Raw genomic sequence first — 19,940 nt, 5'->3', positions numbered from 1 at the left:
GGAGTCAGGAGTCAGGAGATAGGAGTCAGGAGATTATTTTTATTTTTTCTCCCCACACCCCACACCCCACACCCCACACCCCGCACCCCACTTCCCCACTTCCCGATTTCCCCAAGGTAACAAAACCAGATATTCTACTAAATAGTCGCCTATCACACCAGCCTGATCTCGTGGTCGTCCAATGCAGTTTGCCAAGATATTAATCGCCAATCGCGGGGAAATCGCCTTAAGAATCCTTCATAGTTGCGAAGAATTGGGCATTAGAACCGTTGCCGTCCACTCTACCATCGATCGCCATGCCCTTCATGTTCAATTGGCCGATGAGAGTGTTTGTATTGGTCCGCCTCCGAGCAGCAAAAGTTACCTAAATATCCCTAATATCATCTCGGCTGCCCTAACACGCAACGCCACGGCCATCCATCCCGGTTACGGTTTTTTGGCAGAAAACGCCCGCTTTGCCGAAATTTGTGCCGATCATCAGTTAACTTTTATCGGTCCGTCTCCCAGTGCTATTCTGGCTATGGGGGATAAATCTACCGCTAAAAAAACCATGCAAAAAGCGGGAGTTCCCACTATCCCCGGCAGTGGTGGTTTAATTACCTCAGAAGCGGAAGCAAAACGTATCGCTGATGACATCGGTTATCCTGTCCTGATTAAAGCCACCGCCGGCGGTGGAGGGCGTGGGATGCGTCTTGTCAAGAGTGCAGATGAACTAGGTAATATGTTAAAAGCCGCCCAAGGAGAAGCAGAAGCGGCTTTTGGCAATTCAGGAGTATATCTAGAAAAATTTATCGAATGTCCCCGACATATCGAGTTTCAGATTTTGGCCGATAGTCACGGTAACGTGATCCATTTAGGAGAAAGAGACTGTTCGATTCAGCGACGACACCAAAAACTGCTAGAAGAGGCACCCAGCACCTTCTTAACGCCCCATTTACGCTCAAAAATGGGTAATGCCGCTGTTAAAGCCGCTAAATCGATTAATTACGTCGGGGTGGGAACTGTGGAATTTTTAGTCGATAAACAGGGCAATTTTTACTTCATGGAAATGAACACCCGTATTCAGGTGGAACACCCCGTCACGGAGATGATCACGGGGATAGACCTGATCCGAGAACAAATTCTGGTGGCACAGGGCGAAAAACTGCAAATTAAGCAAGATCAGGTGATATTTAGAGGGCATTCGATCGAGTGTCGCATTAATGCCGAGGATCCCGATCACAATTTTCGCCCTCACCCCGGCAAAATTAGCGGTTATCTGCCCCCCGGTGGTCCGGGTGTCCGCATGGATTCCCACGTTTACACCGATTACGAAATCCCCCCCTATTACGATTCCCTAATTGGGAAATTAATTGTCTGGGGAGAAAATCGCGAAACTGCGATTAAACGCATGAAACGCGCTCTGCGGGAATGTGCGATCACGGGAGTACCGACAACTATTGATTTCCATCGTAAAATATTGGAAACTCCCGCCTTTTTAGCTGGAGATGTTTACACTAATTTCATCCAGGAACATCTCTTGCCCTAGGGCGTTACCATAAATTTTAGACGAGAGTAGGTTGGGGATAATAATGACAGTAGAAGTTAAATTTAACTCGTTTCAACTCAGCGATGAACAGTTCTTTCAACTTTGTCAGGATAACCGAGATTTACGCTTGGAACGCAACCCAAAAGGAGATTTAATTATTATGCCACCGACTGGAGGAGAAACCAGCAATTCTAACGCTGGAATCACTGCCCAATTATGGTTATGGAATAACCTACATAAATTAGGTGTAGTTTTTGATTCTTCTGGAGGATTTAAACTACCGAATGGGGCCGATCGCTCTCCCGATGCTGCTTGGATACCTTTAGAAAAATGGCAAGCTTTAACCCCGCAACAAAAGGAAAGATTTTTACCTCTATCTCCCGATTTTGTCATTGAATTAATGTCTCCTAGTGACAACTTAGAAACCGCTAGGAAAAAAATGCAGGAATATTTAGATAATGGGACTTGTTTAGGTTGGTTAATCAATAGAAAAACTAGAGAAGCAGAAATTTATCGTCAAGGACAGGCAGTAGAAATTTTAACTAATCCAGAGAGTTTATCGGGGGAAAATATTTTATCTCAATTTGTCTTAGAACTTGATAATATTTGGTAATTCTATAATCCTATAAAAGAGAATCTATGATGACAGTAGTAGAAATTAAATTTGAATCTTGGCAACTGAGCGATGAACAGTTTTTTCAACTTTGTCAGGATAACCGAGATTTACGTTTGGAACGCAGCGCCAAAGGAGATTTAATTATTATGCCACCGACGGGGGGAAAAACGGGCAATAGTAACGGTAGAATCACCCAAAAATTATTTAATTGGTCAGATAATAATGGTACGGGTATCGCTTTTGATTCCTCCACGGGGTTTAAACTACCGAATGGGGCCGATCGCTCTCCCGATGTTGCTTGGATACCTTTAGAAAAATGGCAAGCTTTAACCCCGCAACAAAAGGAAAGATTTTTACCTCTATCTCCCGATTTTGTCATTGAATTAATGTCTCCTAGTGACAACTTAGAAACCGCTAGGAAAAAAATGCAGGAATATTTAGATAATGGGACTCGTTTAGGTTGGTTAATCAATAGAAAAACTAGAGAAGTAGAAATTTATCGTCAAGGACAGGCAGTAGAAATTTTAACTAATCCAGAGAGTTTATCGGGGGAAAATATTTTATCTCAATTTGTCTTAGAACTTGATAATATTTGGTAATTATATAATCCTATAAAAGAGAATCTATGATGACAGTAGTAGAAATTAAATTTGAATCTTGGCAACTGAGCGATGAACAGTTTTTTCAACTTTGTCAGGATAACCGAGATTTACGTTTGGAACGCAGCGCCAAAGGAGATTTAATTATTATGCCACCAACCGGAGGAGAAACTGGTAATTCTAACGCTGGAATCACTGCCCAATTATGGTTATGGAATAACCTACATAAACTAGGTGTAGTTTTTGATTCCTCCACGGGGTTTAAACTACCGAATGGGGCCGATCGCTCTCCCGATGCTGCTTGGATACCTTTAGAAAAATGGCAAGCTTTAACCCCGCAACAAAAGGAAAGATTTTTACCTCTATCTCCCGATTTTGTCATTGAATTAATGTCTCCTAGTGATAGCCTAGAAACCGCTAGGAAAAAAATGCAGGAATATTTAGATAATGGGACTCGTTTAGGTTGGTTAATCAATAGAAAAACTAGAGAAGTGGAAATTTATCGTCAAGGACAGGCAGTAAAAATTTTAACTAATCCAGAGAGTTTATCGGGGGAAAGTATTCTGCCAGAATTTAGTTTAAATCTTACTTTGATTTGGTAAATCAGAGGTAGTGATTGCCGTTTAACGCTTGGCTTTGTTAGGCATTGTCTTCATCGATAAAACACCAAACTTTAGTTTTAAGGAAGATAGTCAGAATCAAGGATTTCTGCAAGGGCAAAGGGTGATTCAATTGGGAATAAATCAGCAGAGAGAAGATACTTTCTGACAGTATCTTCTCTGGCTGCTTGGTAACAATCTATCCAGATTTCAGGAATCAATCTTCTCAGACTTGGACTCTCCTTTAATAAGCGTTGAACTTGTCGGCGTTGTTCAACAATTGTGCTGCGCCACCCTTGAGCGTTTGCTTCCTTTTCAGTTAGCCAGTAAGTCAATTTAAGCAAATGTTCGGCAATGACGGTTAAGCGACTTTCTAGTTCTCGTTTTTCACTCCTTCCCATCGTTTCAATTTCTTCGATCAAATTTTCTAAGTCTAATTTTTCAAAACGATGTTCTTTGAGTAAATTAGCGGTTTCTTGTAACCATCGGTAGAAATCTTCTTGATAAAGACTTTTACCTGAGGAAACTAAAGACTTTTCGATGCTCATTTGATGATGACCTAGAAAAAAGAATTCTTAGATAATTTTAAAGCGACTCCCCGATCTCAAAAACATTGGCAGAATATCGCAGGATTACTCCTTAAAACATCAGAGCTTTAAATTTAAGCTAAAATTAGGTAAAACATCTTCACCTGACAAATCAGTGGGATTTTTTAAGATATCTACTTCCTTTCCTTGACGATAAATTTCAACTTGCCGATTCTGGGGATCGATTAACCAGCCTAACCTTGCGCCATTTTCCCTATACTCAAGCAGTTTTTTCTGTAATTTGTCAAGACTATCGGATTCAGAGCGCAATTCCACCACAAAATCGGGACAGAGGGGAATAAATCCTTTTTTCTGCTTAGGGGTTAAAGATTCCCAGCGTTCTCGACTCACCCAAGATAGATCGGGAGAACGAATCGCCCCATTTGGCAGTATAAATCCAGTGGAAGAGTCAAACCCGACTCCTAAAGCTTCATTTTCTTCGCACCAGCGACCCAGTTGAGTCGTTAAGCTAAAATTTCGCTGTCCTGATTCGCCACCTGTCGGGGGATTCACGATTAATTCTCCTTGGGCTGTACGTTCTAATTTTAAGTCCCGGTTGACCTCCGCAAGGGCTTCAAACTGTTCAAGGGTGATAGAGAGAGCGATCGCGCTAGGAATTTCTAAGGAGAGGGTTTCGGGTGAGGTAGTAACTGCTAACATAATCCTTTGATCAGGTGCAACTTATACTATTAAAGATTATTGGTCAAGTTTCTGCACAGAATTCTTTAGCTTGCGCTGAACAAATTCCCGATTTTTTAGGGAAACTTCCACCTCAATCGGGCGGTTTCACTAAATAACAGGTTACAATAGCCAATAATTAACTAAATTTACCTAAAAACTATCGATCGTGTTCTACGCTATTGATTTCGGAACCAGTAATACCGTCATTACTCGTTGGAATGGGGCGACAAATAGGGCCGAAACCGTGAAATTATCGGAGTTATCCCAACAAATAGCCGACAATCCGCCCCTAATTCCCAGTTTACTCTATATTAAATCAGCCAATCCTCTGCAAGTAATTGCTGGTCAAGCAGTGCGCGATCGGGGTTTAGATATCGATCAAGATCCGCGTTTTTTTCGTCGCTTTAAACGAGGTATCGGGGCAAAAATTCAAGGATTTTTACCGGAATTAGAGGAAACTGTCCTCAGTTTCGAGGGAGTTGGCCAATGGTTTCTCGATAGCATCATCGACAACTTAAAAAACACCACCCTGGAAACCCCTCAATCTCTAGTTTTAACCGTCCCCGTCGATAGTTTTGAAAGTTACCGCAATTGGTTAAGTAATGTTTGTCAGGGATGGGAAATCGAACAAATTCGACTAATTGATGAACCCACGGCCGCCGCTTTGGGTTATGGAACCACTGGGGATCAAGTGATTTTAGTGGTAGATTTTGGCGGTGGCACCCTCGATCTTTCTTTGGTACAATTAGATTTAGATAATCCTCAAAAAAATCAAGGTTTTATTCTCAAGTGTGGAGAAAAACTTTTAGGCAATAATTCCGCCCAAAAAACTAAACTAGCGAGGGTTTTAGCCAAGGCGGGGATAAATTTAGGGGGGTCAGATATCGATGATTGGATTGTCGATTATTTTGCCCAAAAGCAATCTTTAGCGAAAACTTCCTTGACTACTCGTCTAGCAGAAAGATTAAAAATTCAACTTTCTTCCCAATTAACCGCCGAGGAGGTATATTTTGATCAGGAAAATTTCGAGAGTTACGAGTTAAGCCTAGATCGAAAACAATTGACCGATATTCTCCAACAACAAAACTTTTTTAATCAATTAGATGATTTAATGACGGGAGTTTTGCAACAGGGAAGACGCAATGGAATTGAAGTTAGCGACATCGATGCGGTGTTATTAGTTGGGGGAACTGTACAAATTCCGGCGGTAAAAGATTGGGTGCGACAGTATTTTGATAGTAGTAAAATTAAAGAGGATCGACCCTTTGAAGCGATCGCTTTGGGAGCGTTACAATTAGCCCAAGGTTATCAAGTCAAAGATTTTCTCTATCATAGCTACGGCATTCGTTACTGGAATCGTCGCAAAAATGCCCACGCTTGGCATCCAATTATTAACTCTGGACAACCCTATCCCATGGAAAAACCCGTGGAATTAGTCCTAGGTGCTTCCGTGGACAATCAACCCAGCATTGAGTTAATTATCGGCGAATTAGGCACAGAAAGTGGAGCAATGGAGGTTTATTTTGATGGTGATAAATTAATTACTCGTTCCCTGAGTAATGGAGAAACTAGCGTCCAACCCTTAAATGATCGCGAGGGGGGCCCGTTCGATCGCTAAACTCGCTCCTTTAGGTTTCCGGGGTAAAGATCGCATTAAAGTGCAGTTCTGGATTGATGATCAGTGTTTTCTGCGGATTAATGTGGAAGATTTACTCAGTCAAGAATTGTTACTAAATAATCAAATTGTCACCAAATTAAGCTAGACCCGGCTTCACCTAAAAATCAAGTGCAGACTCATAGTAAGTTTGCACTGATATTATCGCAATATTCTGTTTTACTGGTGGCTTTATCGACTGTGATCGCGCACGGGGATCGGGATTAGTTCGGGTTCGGGTTCGGGTTCCGGACCACCAAAAACACTCTCGACCAGTTTGCGCGCCCATTCTCTCAATTTTTCTATCACTTCATCTAAATAGTCCATTGACCAAATGGCTCCTTTGAGATACTAGCTATGAGTTTTCGTCGATTGATCCCCGCAACAGCCACGCAAAAGCTTGATTCTAGAGAATTTTAACTAATTTTTATCGTTTGGCTGTTCAATCTGACGAACGGGGGAATCTATATCTTGTACTTATATTAAGCTTAACATAACTTTTTAGTCTGAGTATATATTCTTGGTAATTCTTTTTTAAGATATTGTTAATAAGTTCCGTCGTAGGCGATCGAGGGCGGTATAAGCACTAATCTGGCGAATAGTCAAGCGAGATCGATTTTCTCCGAAACGATGCTCTGATACGGTGACATTTCGCCGAGGATCGGCTAAACCGATATAAACTAGGCCCACGGGTTTTGTCTCGCTGCCACCTCCCGGTCCGGCAATACCCGTGATACTGATCCCCCAATCGGTAGCGAGGCGTTTTTGCACTCCTAGAGCCATCTGTTGGGCAACAATGGCACTGACAGCCCCGAAATTATTTAAATCCCGCTCATTTACGTCTAAGAGGGCAACTTTTACCCGATTATCGTAGGAAATAACCCCACCCCAAAAATAATCGGAACTGCCGGCGATTTGGGTGATAATTTCCCCTAATCCCCCTCCGGTACAGGATTCTGCCACACTCAAAGTTTGTTTTTGTCGCCGCAACAGTTCCCCCACTACCGAGGGTAAAGTATCATCATCGGCCCCAAAATAATCTAATCCGGCGATTTCCTTAATTTCCGTCGCTACCGGTTCAATTACCTGCAAAGCAGCCTCTAAAGAAGGGGCTTTCGTCGCAATTCGCAAACGCACTTCGCCTAAACCAGCATAGGGGGCAACGGTGGGATTAGTCAGATCAAATAAATGGGCAACTTTTTCCGCTAAAGCTGACTCACCGATACCGCGAAATTTCAGAGAACGACTATAAATCCTCTCTTTGCCCCATCCTTGACTTTTTAGGTAAGGAATGGCCGTTTCTACCCACATTCTCTTCATTTCTGAGGGTACTCCGGGGAAAGTGAGAATAGTTACGTTAGTCTCTGGTTGCCAGATCATGCCGGGGGCGGTTCCGGTCGGATTTGGCAAAAAATCGGCTCCCACGGGTATTAAAGCCTGTTTACTGTTACTAGGAGGCATTTCTCGCCCTAAACTCGTAAATTTAGCCTCGATTTCTGCTAAAATCTCTTTATCTTCTCTAAGGGGCGTTTGGAAAAAATCGGCGATTGTTTCTGTGGTTAAATCGTCGGGAGTAGGTCCCAGTCCCCCGGTAAAAATTAAAATTGAGGAACGTTCTCGGGCAATAGCGATCGCTTTTTTCAGTCTTTCCACATTATCCCCCACCACCGTTTGATAATAATGGGGAATGCCTAATTTTGCCAATTCTAGAGCTAAATATTGGGCATTAGTATTAACTATATCCCCTAATAATAATTCCGTTCCTACACAAATAATTTCAGCGGCCATAATTTTTGACAATTAGCTTAAATTTTCAATTTTGATCATCAACTGATCTCCTGTCACCGCAGTGCGATCGGGTTTCGGTAACGATGGTCATGGAAGTTAACCATATCAATGCGCTCCCACATTATACCAGTAAGCTATCAACAATCAAAGTCTTGTATATTAAATGCCACTTTTAATAACCAGATTTAGTATCACTACCCATTAGCAAACGTAAAATCAGCCTAGGATTCCTCTATATAACAATAATTGATCATAATCAAGCATAACAAGGTATTGCCGATCATCACCTCTTCCTTCCCGCCATTACAAACCCCACCAAAATCATCTAAAATTAAAATGTCCACTAAATAATAAAATTCTATGACTCGCTGGTTTAATATTGCCGGTCCCTGTTCCAACGATATCCACTATATGCTCTCTCCCACAGTACGATTACCAGATTTAGAGGAGCTAATTCAACAACGTAGTTATTTTGTCCTACACGCACCACGACAAACGGGGAAAACCACCGCAATGTTATCCCTAGCAAAACAACTTACTGCTACAGGAAATTATGCCGCAGTCATGGTATCAGTGGAAGTAGGAAGTGCATTTAATCATGATCCTAGTGCCGCAGAATTGGCAATTTTAGGGGCATGGTATAATACAATAAATATTCGTTTACCTAAAGAATTGCAACCACCTGTAAAAGAATGGCAACAGGAAGAAGCAGGAAGCAGAATCAAGGCTTTTTTATCAGATTGGGCAAAAGCTATCAATCGTCCCATAGTATTATTTATAGATGAAATTGACTCTTTACAAGACCAAACATTAATATCAGTTTTACGACAGTTAAGAGATGGTTTTCCTAATCGTCCTGAAAATTTTCCCTCATCTGTAGGATTAATTGGTTTACGAGATGTGCGAGATTATAAAGTAGCATCGGGAGGTAGTGACAGATTAAATACTTCTAGTCCTTTTAATATAAAAGTTGCTTCTCTGACTATGCGAAATTTTAATCTTGCAGAAGTAGAAGAATTATATCAACAACATACAGCAGCAACCGGACAAATTTTTACACCTGAAGCAATAGAAACAGCTTATGATTTAACTCAAGGACAACCTTGGTTAGTTAATGCTTTAGCTAAAGAAATTGTGGAAAAAATGGTAAAAGATAGAAGTATTCCTATTACTAAAGAACACATTTTAACAGCCAAAGAAATATTAATTGCTCGTCAAGATACTCATTTAGATAGTTTAGCGGAAAGGTTAAGAGAACCAAGAATTAAAGCCATTATTGAACCGATGTTAGCCGGTTTAGAATTAGGGAATATACCTAATGATGATATTCAATTTGTCATTGATTTAGGATTATGTAAAATGCACCCCTACGGAGGTTTAACTATTGCTAATCCCATTTATCGGGAAGTGTTACCCAGAGTTTTAACAGTCACACCAATGGCTTCTTTACCAATGATTGCACCGACTTGGTTAACACCAGAAGGGGAGTTAAATCTAGATGCTTTATTAACAGCATTTCTCAAGTTTTGGCGACAGCACGGAGAACCGTTATTAGGTAGCACTGGCTATCATGAAATCGCACCGCATATTGTATTAATGGCTTTTTTACATCGTGTGATTAATGGTGGGGGAGTTTTAGAAAGGGAATATGCAATTGGTAGCGATAGAATGGATTTATGTTTGCAGTATAAAGATGTAATTTTAGGGATTGAATTGAAAGTATGGCGGGATAAAAAACGCAATCCGCAAGCTGATGGAATTGAACAATTAGAATCTTATTTAGGGCGTTTGGGTTTAGATTTTGGTTGGTTATTTATCTTTGATAGGCGGAAAAATGCTTTACCTATGGAAGAAAGGTTATCAACTGAAGTTGTGGTGACGGAAAATCAATATAGAATTACTGTGATTAGAGCTTGAGTGTTTTAAATGAAGTATTTTTGGAAACAATGCTTTTTTCAAAGATATTTAACGGTGAATTTATAAGGTACGTTGCATTTAATTAACACACCCTACAGAATTGGCTGCTTAATTTTTATTTCAGCTATTCATAAACTTTACTTCTATGGGCGATAAAAATTATCGTTACCAGTTTTAAATCATCATTAATTTCATAAATAACTCTATAGTCACCTACTCGATAACGATAATAACCTGATAACTCACCTTTGAGAGATTTTATATTAGGATGATTACGAGGATTAATTTTTAAACGTTCAAAACATCTATCTAACTTTTTTTGTAAAGTAGCAGAAGCAGATTCAAAAAACTCCCCTGCATCAATACTAATAACAACAGTATAATTAATATTTTCGTTTAAGTTTGTCAACAGTAATCACCTTTCCTTGTTTTACATTTTCTCTAGCATGATCAAAATTTTCTTTAAATCCTACAATCTCTAATAACTCTTGAGTAGCATCATCTTCTCTTGTTGCCAAATATGCTAAAAAATCAACTGCTACAAGTAATTTTTCTGGTGACAGTTGTTCAACATATTTTTGGATTTGTTCACGAAGTTCTAACGTATTCATAGATTATTTTGGTTATTTACCCAATTTGATTATATGTGATTCTGATAAAATTTAGATCCACGACTTCTGTTATTAATCTTCTGATGTAATAGATAATTTGTAGGGTGTATTAGTGACAGCGTAACGCACCTCATATTTACTAAATAATTTATTTTATTATGTTTTTAAAAATCTTATTTAATAATAATGGTGCGTTACGTCGCGTATTTAATTTATTTGTATATTTTATAATCTTTTTGCTCTCCTAACGCACCCTACAAACTCTGAATTTGAGGGGGTAAATCCTCATAGCATTTCCAAAATCTGCGGGTTGTGTAGTGCATCAGAGTTCTCGGCAATGTCCCGCTTTAAACTCAGCGATCGCTTCTGCTGCTAAAGGCTCCAGTTTGCCGTCTGCGATGTCTTGTTCTAGCTGCTCATCCCAACGTTGGTAGTCTATCTCTAATATCCATTGCCAGAGCTGCTGAAACTGTTCTGGTGGCAGCGTCAGAATAACTGCTTCAATTTGTTTAATGGTTGACATATATTAACTGTATCTTTTTTATTGGCAAGAGCTAACCAAAAGCCTGTATCAACATGGTATCATAAGATTAGCAAAAATGCACTTGCCACATTATGAATTATAGAGGCTATATCACAATTGAACCCAATAAATGTGGTGGTAAGCCTTGTGTACGGGGCTTGGGAATTACAGTTTATCCATATAATAGACTTTTTAGAGGGATTATGCGTAAATTGTTTTATGATTGCGCTATTGGGAAATATTATACAAAAAAAATATTAATAATATCCTTATTTGGGGTAATATATCGTAAGTTTCTGTATAATCAATAGTTGTACTTTTTACTGCATTTATTTTTAATAAAATTGAAAAAGTAGGATAATACAATGGGAAAAATGGCACAATCAATAGAACCAAATATTGCAGAGTTAGGTAATGGGTGGCTTAGATCTTATAAATTAGATTATAAATTAGAGCAAGACCCTTTAAATACTGAAATAGACAAAGCACTTTCTGATTATTTCACTAAAAATGGCGGAGCAGGGGCAAATCGTCCAGATGCAAAACTTCTACTGAAAGACAAAAATTTGAATTATTATCCTATTCTTATTGAGTACAAGGGCTATAAAGATAAACTTGTAAAACTTGACAGTGACGGACAAGTTGAGAATAGAACTAATAAAAATGAGCCACATTTTAAAAATATAAATTCTTTTGCTGTAAACGGTGCAGTACATTATGCAAATGCTGTTTTACATCATACAAGCTATACTGGTATAATAGCTATTGGTATGACGGGATACAAAGATGAAACTGGAAAAATACAGCACGAAATCGGTGTATATTATGTTTCTAAAAGTAACTTTGGTGTCGGACAAATAGTTGGAGAATTTTCCGATTTTTCTTTTTTAGCGCCTAAAAATTTTGATGAGTTTATTGAGAAAGTAAAAACATTAAATCTATCACAGGAAGAAATTGACAAACTAAAAGAGCAACGAGAAAAAGAGATTGATGCCAGCTTAGTAAAGCTCAACAACGATATTTATCAAAACGAAAAAGGTTTGGGAGAAAATGATCGTGTATATCTCGTTGCTGCTTCAATTATTGCAACAATTGGAATACCGGGTAAAGTTTCTCCTCTTGAAAAATCTGATTTAAAATCTTCTACTGAAAAAGGCAATACTGACGGTGAAATAATAGTAAGAAAAATTACAGCTTTTTTAGGTGAAAAAGAGATTCCCGCAGAAAAGAAAGATTTAATCATCAGAACTTTATCCAATACATTATTAACTGAAAATATCAATAAAGTTGAAAATGGTGAAAGTCAACTCAAAAGAGTTTTTAGCAAAATTGTAGATGATCTAGGAATATATTACAAAATAGGCTTAACTACTGATTTTACAGGAAAACTTTTTAATGAAATGTATAGTTGGCTTGGTTTTTCGCAAGATAAACTAAACGATGTAGTGCTTACCCCATCTTATATCGCTACTCTTTTAGTAAAATTGGCGCGAGTAAACAAAGATTCTTATGTGTGGGATTTTGCCGCAGGTTCGGCAGGTTTATTAGTTGCCGCGATGAATGAAATGCTTATTGATGCCAAAGATAATATTAAATCTCCTGAGGAACTTACTCAAAAAGAAATTAAAATAAAAACCGAGCAATTGCTTGGGTTAGAATTGCTTTCAAGTGTGTATATGTTGGCAATTCTAAATATGATTTTGATGGGCGACGGCAGCTCTAATATTTTAAATAAAGACTCTATAAAAGATTTTGACGGGAACTACGTTTTTGGTCAAACAAATAGCAAATTTCCTGCTGATGCTTTTGTCTTAAATCCTCCATATTCTGCGAATGGTAATGGGATGAACTTTGTGGAAAAAGCCCTTGCAATGATGAATAAAGGTTATGCCGCTATTATTATTCAAAATTCTGCTGGTTCAGGTAGAGCCAAAGAATACAACAAAAAAATATTAGAAAAACATACCCTTTTGGCAAGTATTAAAATGCCGATTGACTTGTTTATCGGGAAATCTAGTGTACAAACAAATATATATGTTTTTAAAGTAAATGAAAAACACCATAAAGATGAAATAGTAAAGTTTATTGATTTCTCAAACGATGGTTACACTCGTACCAATCGCAAAAAATCCAGCAGCAACTTAAAAGACACTGACAGCGCCAAAGAACGCTACGAAGAGTTAGTAAACTTGGTGCGTTTTGGTAAAAGCAAACTCAATATTTTTACCGAAAAAGAATATTATGAAGGCACTATTGACCCCAAAAATGGTAGTGACTGGAATCAAACAGCACCTATTGACACTAAACCTACTTTACAGGATTTCAAGAAAACAGTAAGTGATTATTTAGCTTGGGAAGTTTCTAATATTCTAAGACAACAAAGTACAGAGGAGGAAAGATTGGGAAAGTAAAAACCCCACTTCATGAGAAATTGAAAAATGTGGAGTGGGGAGTTTTTAATCTCGAAGAACTATTTGGAAAATCTACTCGCGGTAAACGCTTGAAAAGTGAGGATAGAATTTCAGGAACTTTACCTTTTGTAACGGCAGGCGAAAAAGACGAAGGTATTTCCGCATTTATTGGAAATGATGTCACTGTCTTTTCAGAGAACACAATAACAATTGATATGTTTGGTTCTGCCAAATATCGGAACTATAAATATGGTTGTGACGACCATATTGCGGTTGTGCATACTGAAAAGTTACCTAAACCTGTTGCCATTTTTATAACGTCAGCAATTCATAAAAAATCCTATACAGGGGAATTTCATTATGGTAGAAATTTTTATGCCAAGGATGCTGATACCTTAAATATTTCGCTTCCTACTAACAACGGCAAAATAGATTTTGATTTTATGGAAAGTTTTATAGCGGAGTTAGAAGCAGAACGTATAGCGGATCTGGAAGCCTATTTATTAGCTACTGGATTAAAAGATTATACTTTAACAGATGAAGAAAAACAGGTTTTAGATGATTTTGAGAATATAAAATGGGGTACATTCAATCTTGAAAAATTATTTGGAAAATCTACTCGTGGCAAGCGATTAAAAAGTGCAGACAGAATTTCAGGAAATTTACCTTTTGTAACAGCAGGTGAAACGGATGAGGGTATTTCTGCATTTATTGGAAATGATGTAAATATTTTTCCTAAAAACACAACTACTATTGATATGTTTGGTTCTGCAAAATACAGAAATTACAGATATGGAGGAGATGACCATATTGCGGTTGTACATACTGAAAAATTACCAAAACTAGCATCAATTTTTGTAACGACTGCAATTCACAAATCATCTTACAATGGTCAATTCAATTATGGTAGAAATTTTTATGCAAAAGATGCAGATGAATTAAATATTTCACTCCCAATCCAAAACAACCAAATAAATTACGCAATCATGGAAACTTTTATCTCTGCTATTCAAAAACTCGTTATAAAAGAGGTTGTTTTGTATGCTGACAGAAAAATAGCGGCTATAAAAACAGTCGTAAATAAATAAGCATAGTGCGATCTCTATTATTGTGAGTCTTGATTTTTGGGCGATGACAACCCCAACCACTGAACTTATAGATTAAAATAGAATTACCAAAGCTAGAATTTACTTAATTAGGAGGTTCCATGATGACTTTACAGGAAATTATTAATTCTATCGAAAATTTACCCACAGAAGATCGAGAGTATTTATTTAACTTTCTGCAAAAACAACGAATTAATCAAAAACGAACTGAAATTTTAACTAATGCAGAAGAACTAAAACAGGCTTTTAAAAATGGTACAGCAAAGAGAGGAACTGTTGATGATTTGATTGCTGATTTACTAGGAGATGATGATGGAAGTTGTTTGGAGTAGTGGATTTAAAAGGTCTTTCAAGAAGATTACAAAGAAAAATCCAGAATTAAAAAATCAAATTATTAATGTATTAAGGATTTTGGCTGATGATCCTTTTACACCATCTTTGAAGTCTCATAAATTAGGAGGTGAACTAGCAGGTTTATGGTCTTGTTCTGTTGCTTATAACTGTAGAATTATCTTTAACTTCTCCCAAGATGAGGAGTTATTAGAAATGGTTATTTTATTGATAGATATTGGCAGTCATGATGAGGTTTATTAAAATGAATTTGTTCAATATGATATCATATAAAAACAGAGTCTCATAAAAAACATCATGCAAGCATACAAACTCAAAGGAAAAATTGATCAATCTGGTAACTTAGTGATTACCAAACCCCTGAATTTACCCCCCAGAAACGTGGAAATTGTAGTTTGGGCAGCCACAGATAACCTTTAATATTTAATAGAATTTTCTCGCAGCCATTCTGATATAGTTTCTTGACTTTCTTGACCGTTTGCTAGTCGTTCCATTATTAAAACAACTTCGGGTTCTGGAACATCTAACGAATATCCATTTAATTCCAGAAAGATAGCCATTACTACGAAAGCTACCCGTTTATTACCATCTATAAAAGCATGATTTTTAGCAAATCCATAACCATAAGCCGCAGCTAAATCAAATATACTGGGTGTAGGTTCACCATAAGCAAGTAAATTTTTCGGTCTATCTAAACTAGCTAAAAATAAATTGTTATCTCGCACACCCGCCAGACCACCATGCTGTATTAATTGGTCTTCATGTATGGCTTTAACAATTATTTCATCTAACCAGAAAATTCCATTCATTTCCCTAACTCATGAAGTGCATTTTTGTATTTTGTGCTGACTTTTCTGTAAGCCTCCATTGCTTTTTCAAAATCAGGATTACCAGCAGTTATAATAATACCTGTTGGTGTTTCAGTGACAAATACACTGTCTCCTTCTTGAACTTTAAGTTTTTCCAGAGCTTCTTGAGGTAATGTTATAGCCAAGGAATTTCCAACTCTACTAATTTTTAAGGTGTACATTCAGTTAATAACCTCCAATTCAGTCAATTTGAGATAATAATATAAAAACTAGAGTCTCATGAAAAACATCATGCAAGCATACAAACTCAAAGGAAAAATTGATCAATCTGGTAACTTAGTAATTACCGAACCCCTGAATTTACCCCCCAGAAAAGGGGAAATTGTAGTTTGGGCAGCTACAGATACCCTTGATCATACCACAACCCTAACCACTGAATCAGCACCAGAAACACCAAAAAGATCAACTAAAATCAAGGTTTTGCAAAACTGGTTTGAGAAAACCCAACCTGCACCTCCTGATTTTGATCCAGATCAAGCTAAATGGGAATATTTAAAGGAGAAACATAACCTGTGAAAATCTTGCTTGATACCAACATAATTATAGATAGTGTAAACTTAAAGAGTTCACCCACTGCCAAAATACCATGACTCGCTGGTTTAATATTGCCGGTCCCTGTAAAGACGATATCCACTATATGTTATCTCCCACAGTACGATTACCAGATTTAGAGGAGCTAATTGAACAAGAAAGTTATTTTGTCCTTCATGCACCACGACAAACAGGGAAAACCACCGCTATGTTATCCCTAGCAAAACAACTTACTGCTACAGGAAATTATGCCGCAGTCATGGTATCAGTGGAAGTAGGAAGTGCATTTAATCATGATCCTACTGCCGCAGAATTGGCAATTTTAGGGGCATGGTATAATACAATAAATATCCGTTTACCTAAAGAATTACAACCAGCTGCTAAACAATGGCAACAGGAAGAACCAGGAAATAGGATTAACGATTTTTTAACAGCTTGGGCAAAAGCTATCAATCGTCCCATAGTATTATTTATAGATGAAATTGACTCTTTACAAGACCAAACATTAATATCAGTTTTACGACAGTTAAGAGATGGGTTTCCTAATCGTCCTGAAAATTTTCCGACCTCAGTAGGATTAATTGGTTTACGAGATGTGCGAGATTATAAAGTAGCATCTGGTGGTAGTGATAGATTAAATACATCCAGTCCTTTTAATATAAAAGTTGCTTCTCTGACTATGCGAAATTTTAATCTTGCAGAAGTGGGAGAATTATATCAACAACATACAGCAGCAACTGGACAAATTTTCACACCAGAAGCTATAGAAACAGTGTTTTATTTAACCCAAGGACAACCTTGGCTAGTCAATGCTTTAGCTAAAGAAATTGTAGAAAAAATGGTAAAAGATAGAAATATCGCTATTACCAAAGAACATATTTTAACAGCCAAAGAAATATTAATAGCTCGTCAGGATACTCATTTAGATAGTTTAGCGGAAAAACTCAGAGAAAAACGAGTTAAAAACATTATTGAACCAATTTTAGCAGGGCAAACCTTACCCGATACCCTAGCAGATGATAGGCAATATTTAATAGATTTAGGATTATTACGACGTGATCCGATGGGGGGATTAGTTATTTCTAACCCCATTTATCGTGAAGTAATTCCCCGCGTTTTAGTACAAGGAACTCAGGACAGTTTACCTTTAATTAGTCCTAGTTGGTTGACAGCAAAAGGTGAATTAAATATAGATGCTTTATTAACAGCATTTCTCAAGTTTTGGCGACAGCATGGAGAACCATTATTAAGTAGTGCTGCTTACCATGAAATTGCTCCGCATATAGTATTAATGGCTTTTTTACATCGTGTGGTTAATGGTGGAGGAGTTTTAGAAAGGGAATATGCAATTGGTAGTGACAGAATGGATTTATGTTTGCAGTATAAAGATGTAACTTTAGGGATTGAATTAAAAGTATGGCGGGATAAAAAACGCAATCCGCAAGCTGACGGAATTGAACAATTAGAATCTTATTTAGGGCGTTTGGGTTTAGATTTTGGTTGGTTATTTATCTTTGATAGGAGGAAAAATGCTTTACCTATGGAAGAAAGATTATCCACTGAAGTTGTGGTGACAGAAAATCAATATAGAATTACTGTAATTAGGGCTTGAGTTTTATATTTTTTGTTTGACGCAGAGGCGCTACAGTCGCAGAGAGGAGAACGGAAAGAGGGATTTTTGCAGATCATTTTTCTCTGTATCCTTGAAAATTGTAGAGTAAACAAAGACTAAGGATAACTTTTAGGGATTAGGAAAAAAGACGATTTTTCCCAGAATACCTACTATTCCTGTCACCAAAATTCCGACAATGCCAAGAAACCCATTAGTGGTAATATTCACCCGTGCATTCAGGTCATCAATAGGCTTTTCTATTTCCATAACTTTAGAATCTAGGGCCTTAATATCCCCTCTTATTTCTGATTGTCCTATCTCTAGCTTAGTGAGACGCTCATTAACATCTCTTTGTAAAGAGTCGATTTTTCCCTCAATCCTTGTCAGGACAGTTTCAAGGGAATAAGTTACGGTTTCGTTAGACATTGTGCTAAACTCCTACTTTTGATAACTTTAATTAGGGCTTGCTGAAAAAATAAGATAGGAAAAATTTATGATGCTAAGGGCAACTTCTAGGGGTTGCCAATAAACCCAAAAAGTTTAGCTGCTCCTCCTAAAATAGCAACAACAAGGGCGATCAAAATGCCTCGATTAGTAAACTCTTGATAGGCAACTCTAGCGGTCAATCCGTCAATTTTTGTGCTTAGTCGCTCATCTAAAGCTTTAATTTCTCCTTTAAGTTCTGCCTGTCCAATTTCTAATTTTGTCAGACGTTGCTCGATTCTATCAGCTTTGTGGTTGACTTCCTTGATGCTGTCTTTGATTTCCTTAAGAACCGTTTCAAGGGAATAAGTTACGGTTTCGTTAGACATTTGCTAAACTCCCAGAGTCATCCTGCCGCTATCTTAATTATTAATCCTTTTTCTAGTTTAAGACGGCTTACGGTTCACTGCCACGATTGCGCCAGACTTGCCAACCGACGTAACCGAGGAGGAGAGTCGCACCAAAGGCAAAACCCCAACCACTGGGAACATTGGAAAAACCGAGGGCTAAACTGCCCACCCAGAGAGTTAGAGCGTAGATAAATAATACTGTCAGACGGTGAGAGATACCCGCTTTCAGTAAACGATGGTGTAAATGACGTTTATCAGCCACAAAAGGGGATTTTCCGCGTTTGAGACGGGAAATAATCACCGTGGACATATCGAGGAGAGGAACCGCGAGGATGAGATAGGGCAATAGGACGGCGGTAACGGCAACAGTAGTCACAGCAGTGGTTTTAGCCAATCCAATCACCGCCACACCCGCCAGGGTAAAACCCATAAAATAGGCCCCACCATCCCCCATAAAAATTTGGGCGGGGTTAAAATTGTAACGCAGAAAACCCAAGGCCCCACCCGCTAAAGCGGCGGCGATAATAGCGGCGGCCGGTTGTCCCATCACCAAAGTTACAATTAAAATAACCACGGCAGATATACCCGAAACCCCCGCCGCTAATCCATCTAAACCGTCAATCCAATTAATCGCGTTAGCCATCCCCACTAACCAGAGGAGAGTAATCGGTAAACTTAGCCAATGAATTTGTAATAAATCGCCGAAGGGAATAGAGAGGAAATCGATCCTCACCCCAGCTTGCCAAGCTAGAAAAGCGACGCTAAACTGCATTACCAGACGATTGAGGGGGGAAAGATTAAAAAGATCATCCGCTAGACCGATGAGAAAAAAGCCCAAACCGCCTAGGGTTACGCCCCACACTTCCCATTCTCGATCGCTGTTTAAACCAGCAAACCCTCCCAACCACCAAACGATCAGGAGGGCAGTTAAAGCGCCGACAAAAATCGAAACCCCCCCCAGTCGAACCATAGGCTTTTCATGGACCTTCCTTTCGTTGGGTTTATCGACGTAACCGCTTTTCAGTCCGACGGTTCTGACGAGGGGGGTACTCCAAAGTACCACGGTATGGGCGATCAGAAAAGCAATTAGATAGTATAAATCTCCGGACATGGGAATTGGGGGG

Annotated in this window: 25 protein-coding genes and 1 pseudogene; 14 read left to right on the top strand and 12 right to left on the bottom strand. The window is 38.4% G+C overall.

Going from position 1 to position 19,940, the window contains the following annotated elements; translation table 11 throughout:
• Window positions 1–181: 181 nt before the first annotated feature.
• Genes accC through ACQY1X_RS07170 form a run of 4 tightly spaced genes read left to right on the top strand, consistent with a single transcriptional unit; the run spans window position 182 to window position 3,345 of the window.
• A complete protein-coding gene (gene accC, locus ACQY1X_RS07185) occupies window positions 182–1,528 on the top strand; it encodes an acetyl-CoA carboxylase biotin carboxylase subunit (RefSeq protein ID WP_069474404.1) in 1,347 nt (448 codons plus the stop codon).
• A 43-nt stretch (window positions 1,529–1,571) separates the two neighbouring features.
• On the top strand, window positions 1,572–2,141 hold the full coding sequence (locus tag ACQY1X_RS07180) for a Uma2 family endonuclease (RefSeq protein WP_430015519.1): 570 nt from the start codon (window positions 1,572–1,574) through the stop codon (window positions 2,139–2,141).
• A 26-nt stretch (window positions 2,142–2,167) separates the two neighbouring features.
• Window positions 2,168–2,743: a Uma2 family endonuclease gene (locus ACQY1X_RS07175; protein WP_430015518.1), complete on the top strand. Its 576-nt coding sequence runs from the start codon at window positions 2,168–2,170 to the stop codon at window positions 2,741–2,743.
• Between the two features lie 26 nt (window positions 2,744–2,769).
• Entirely contained in the window at window positions 2,770–3,345 is a 576-nt protein-coding gene (locus ACQY1X_RS07170) for a Uma2 family endonuclease (protein WP_042790429.1), read from the top strand.
• A 77-nt stretch (window positions 3,346–3,422) separates the two neighbouring features.
• Here the strand turns inward: ACQY1X_RS07170 and ACQY1X_RS07165 are convergent, their stop codons facing one another.
• Window positions 3,423–3,890 (bottom strand): DUF29 domain-containing protein, encoded by a 468-nt coding sequence (locus tag ACQY1X_RS07165; RefSeq protein WP_002732981.1) that lies wholly within the window; start codon window positions 3,888–3,890, stop codon window positions 3,423–3,425.
• Between the two features lie 99 nt (window positions 3,891–3,989).
• Window positions 3,990–4,589 carry a Uma2 family endonuclease gene (locus tag ACQY1X_RS07160; RefSeq protein ID WP_430015517.1) on the bottom strand — a complete coding sequence of 200 codons (600 nt, stop codon included), beginning with the start codon at window positions 4,587–4,589 and terminating at the stop codon, window positions 3,990–3,992.
• A 187-nt stretch (window positions 4,590–4,776) separates the two neighbouring features.
• On the opposite strand from ACQY1X_RS07160, the pseudogene ACQY1X_RS07155 reads away from it, so the two are divergent.
• Window positions 4,777–6,373: pseudogene (locus ACQY1X_RS07155) on the top strand (Hsp70 family protein).
• Between the two features lie 83 nt (window positions 6,374–6,456).
• Here the strand turns inward: ACQY1X_RS07155 and ACQY1X_RS07150 are convergent.
• Window positions 6,457–6,591, bottom strand: a complete 135-nt coding sequence (locus tag ACQY1X_RS07150; protein WP_430015516.1) for a hypothetical protein — start codon at window positions 6,589–6,591, stop codon at window positions 6,457–6,459.
• A gap of 207 nt (window positions 6,592–6,798) precedes the next feature.
• Window positions 6,799–8,052: a competence/damage-inducible protein A gene (locus tag ACQY1X_RS07145; protein WP_130757832.1), complete on the bottom strand. Its 1,254-nt coding sequence runs from the start codon at window positions 8,050–8,052 to the stop codon at window positions 6,799–6,801.
• 360 nt (window positions 8,053–8,412) lie between these two features.
• Here ACQY1X_RS07145 and ACQY1X_RS07140 point away from each other — a divergent pair, with 360 nt between their 5' ends.
• Entirely contained in the window at window positions 8,413–9,969 is a 1,557-nt protein-coding gene (locus ACQY1X_RS07140) for an AAA-like domain-containing protein (protein WP_430014259.1), read from the top strand.
• A gap of 124 nt (window positions 9,970–10,093) precedes the next feature.
• Here ACQY1X_RS07140 and ACQY1X_RS07135 read toward each other — a convergent pair whose 3' ends face one another.
• From ACQY1X_RS07135 to ACQY1X_RS07125, 3 genes are all read right to left on the bottom strand, one after another.
• The gene (locus tag ACQY1X_RS07135; protein WP_002734303.1) at window positions 10,094–10,378 is read right to left on the bottom strand and encodes a type II toxin-antitoxin system RelE family toxin; all 285 of its coding nucleotides are present in this window, start codon (window positions 10,376–10,378) and stop codon (window positions 10,094–10,096) included.
• Window positions 10,353–10,580, bottom strand: a complete 228-nt coding sequence (locus tag ACQY1X_RS07130; protein WP_002734104.1) for a hypothetical protein — start codon at window positions 10,578–10,580, stop codon at window positions 10,353–10,355. Before ACQY1X_RS07130 ends, ACQY1X_RS07135 begins: the two co-directional genes overlap by 26 nt.
• Before the next feature lie 322 nt (window positions 10,581–10,902).
• A complete protein-coding gene (locus ACQY1X_RS07125; RefSeq protein WP_002795041.1) occupies window positions 10,903–11,103 on the bottom strand; it encodes a hypothetical protein in 201 nt (66 codons plus the stop codon).
• Between the two features lie 92 nt (window positions 11,104–11,195).
• On the opposite strand from ACQY1X_RS07125, the gene ACQY1X_RS07120 reads away from it, so the two are divergent.
• The 6 genes from ACQY1X_RS07120 to ACQY1X_RS07095 all read left to right on the top strand — a co-directional run bounded on the left by ACQY1X_RS07120 (window position 11,196) and on the right by ACQY1X_RS07095 (window position 15,391).
• Entirely contained in the window at window positions 11,196–11,414 is a 219-nt protein-coding gene (locus ACQY1X_RS07120) for a DUF433 domain-containing protein (RefSeq protein ID WP_104398017.1), read from the top strand.
• A 54-nt stretch (window positions 11,415–11,468) separates the two neighbouring features.
• Window positions 11,469–13,514, top strand: a complete 2,046-nt coding sequence (locus ACQY1X_RS07115; RefSeq protein ID WP_430015515.1) for an HsdM family class I SAM-dependent methyltransferase — start codon at window positions 11,469–11,471, stop codon at window positions 13,512–13,514.
• A gap of 29 nt (window positions 13,515–13,543) precedes the next feature.
• Window positions 13,544–14,602, top strand: a complete 1,059-nt coding sequence (locus tag ACQY1X_RS07110; protein WP_430015728.1) for a restriction endonuclease subunit S — start codon at window positions 13,544–13,546, stop codon at window positions 14,600–14,602.
• A gap of 122 nt (window positions 14,603–14,724) precedes the next feature.
• Window positions 14,725–14,952: a hypothetical protein gene (locus ACQY1X_RS07105; RefSeq protein WP_172969780.1), complete on the top strand. Its 228-nt coding sequence runs from the start codon at window positions 14,725–14,727 to the stop codon at window positions 14,950–14,952.
• Window positions 14,933–15,214 (top strand): type II toxin-antitoxin system RelE/ParE family toxin, encoded by a 282-nt coding sequence (locus tag ACQY1X_RS07100; RefSeq protein ID WP_002793362.1) that lies wholly within the window; start codon window positions 14,933–14,935, stop codon window positions 15,212–15,214. The genes ACQY1X_RS07105 and ACQY1X_RS07100 overlap by 20 nt, the downstream gene beginning before the upstream one ends.
• Before the next feature lie 54 nt (window positions 15,215–15,268).
• Window positions 15,269–15,391, top strand: a complete 123-nt coding sequence (locus ACQY1X_RS07095; RefSeq protein ID WP_002793363.1) for a hypothetical protein — start codon at window positions 15,269–15,271, stop codon at window positions 15,389–15,391.
• Here the strand turns inward: ACQY1X_RS07095 and ACQY1X_RS07090 are convergent.
• Together ACQY1X_RS07090 and ACQY1X_RS07085 are read right to left on the bottom strand one after the other, a co-directional pair.
• Complete coding sequence (locus ACQY1X_RS07090; RefSeq protein ID WP_002751129.1) at window positions 15,388–15,780, bottom strand: type II toxin-antitoxin system death-on-curing family toxin; 393 nt, start codon at window positions 15,778–15,780, stop codon at window positions 15,388–15,390. The two genes, ACQY1X_RS07095 and ACQY1X_RS07090, sit on opposite strands and share 4 nt — an antisense overlap.
• Window positions 15,777–16,001: an AbrB/MazE/SpoVT family DNA-binding domain-containing protein gene (locus tag ACQY1X_RS07085; protein ID WP_430014256.1), complete on the bottom strand. Its 225-nt coding sequence runs from the start codon at window positions 15,999–16,001 to the stop codon at window positions 15,777–15,779. Before ACQY1X_RS07085 ends, ACQY1X_RS07090 begins: the two co-directional genes overlap by 4 nt.
• 70 nt (window positions 16,002–16,071) lie before the next feature.
• Here ACQY1X_RS07085 and ACQY1X_RS07080 point away from each other — a divergent pair, with 70 nt between their 5' ends.
• Window positions 16,072–16,356 (top strand): hypothetical protein, encoded by a 285-nt coding sequence (locus ACQY1X_RS07080; protein ID WP_002742048.1) that lies wholly within the window; start codon window positions 16,072–16,074, stop codon window positions 16,354–16,356.
• 70 nt (window positions 16,357–16,426) lie between these two features.
• Window positions 16,427–17,983 carry an AAA-like domain-containing protein gene (locus ACQY1X_RS07075; RefSeq protein ID WP_430015514.1) on the top strand — a complete coding sequence of 519 codons (1,557 nt, stop codon included), beginning with the start codon at window positions 16,427–16,429 and terminating at the stop codon, window positions 17,981–17,983.
• A gap of 129 nt (window positions 17,984–18,112) precedes the next feature.
• Here ACQY1X_RS07075 and ACQY1X_RS07070 read toward each other — a convergent pair whose 3' ends face one another.
• The 3 genes from ACQY1X_RS07070 to ACQY1X_RS07060 all read right to left on the bottom strand — a co-directional run bounded on the left by ACQY1X_RS07070 (window position 18,113) and on the right by ACQY1X_RS07060 (window position 19,927).
• On the bottom strand, window positions 18,113–18,409 hold the full coding sequence (locus ACQY1X_RS07070) for a DUF4164 family protein (RefSeq protein WP_130757829.1): 297 nt from the start codon (window positions 18,407–18,409) through the stop codon (window positions 18,113–18,115).
• Window positions 18,410–18,495: 86 nt separating this feature from the next.
• Entirely contained in the window at window positions 18,496–18,795 is a 300-nt protein-coding gene (locus ACQY1X_RS07065; RefSeq protein WP_002761685.1) for a hypothetical protein, read from the bottom strand.
• 67 nt (window positions 18,796–18,862) lie between these two features.
• Window positions 18,863–19,927: a glycosyltransferase family 4 protein gene (locus ACQY1X_RS07060; protein WP_002732067.1), complete on the bottom strand. Its 1,065-nt coding sequence runs from the start codon at window positions 19,925–19,927 to the stop codon at window positions 18,863–18,865.
• Between the last annotated feature and the right edge of the window lie 13 nt (window positions 19,928–19,940).

The sequence above is a fragment of the Microcystis protocystis FBCC-A270 genome (assembly GCF_050500235.1).
GTDB lineage: Bacteria > Cyanobacteriota > Cyanobacteriia > Cyanobacteriales > Microcystaceae > Microcystis > Microcystis ichthyoblabe_A.
This window is presented reverse-complemented; position numbering and strand designations above follow the sequence as displayed.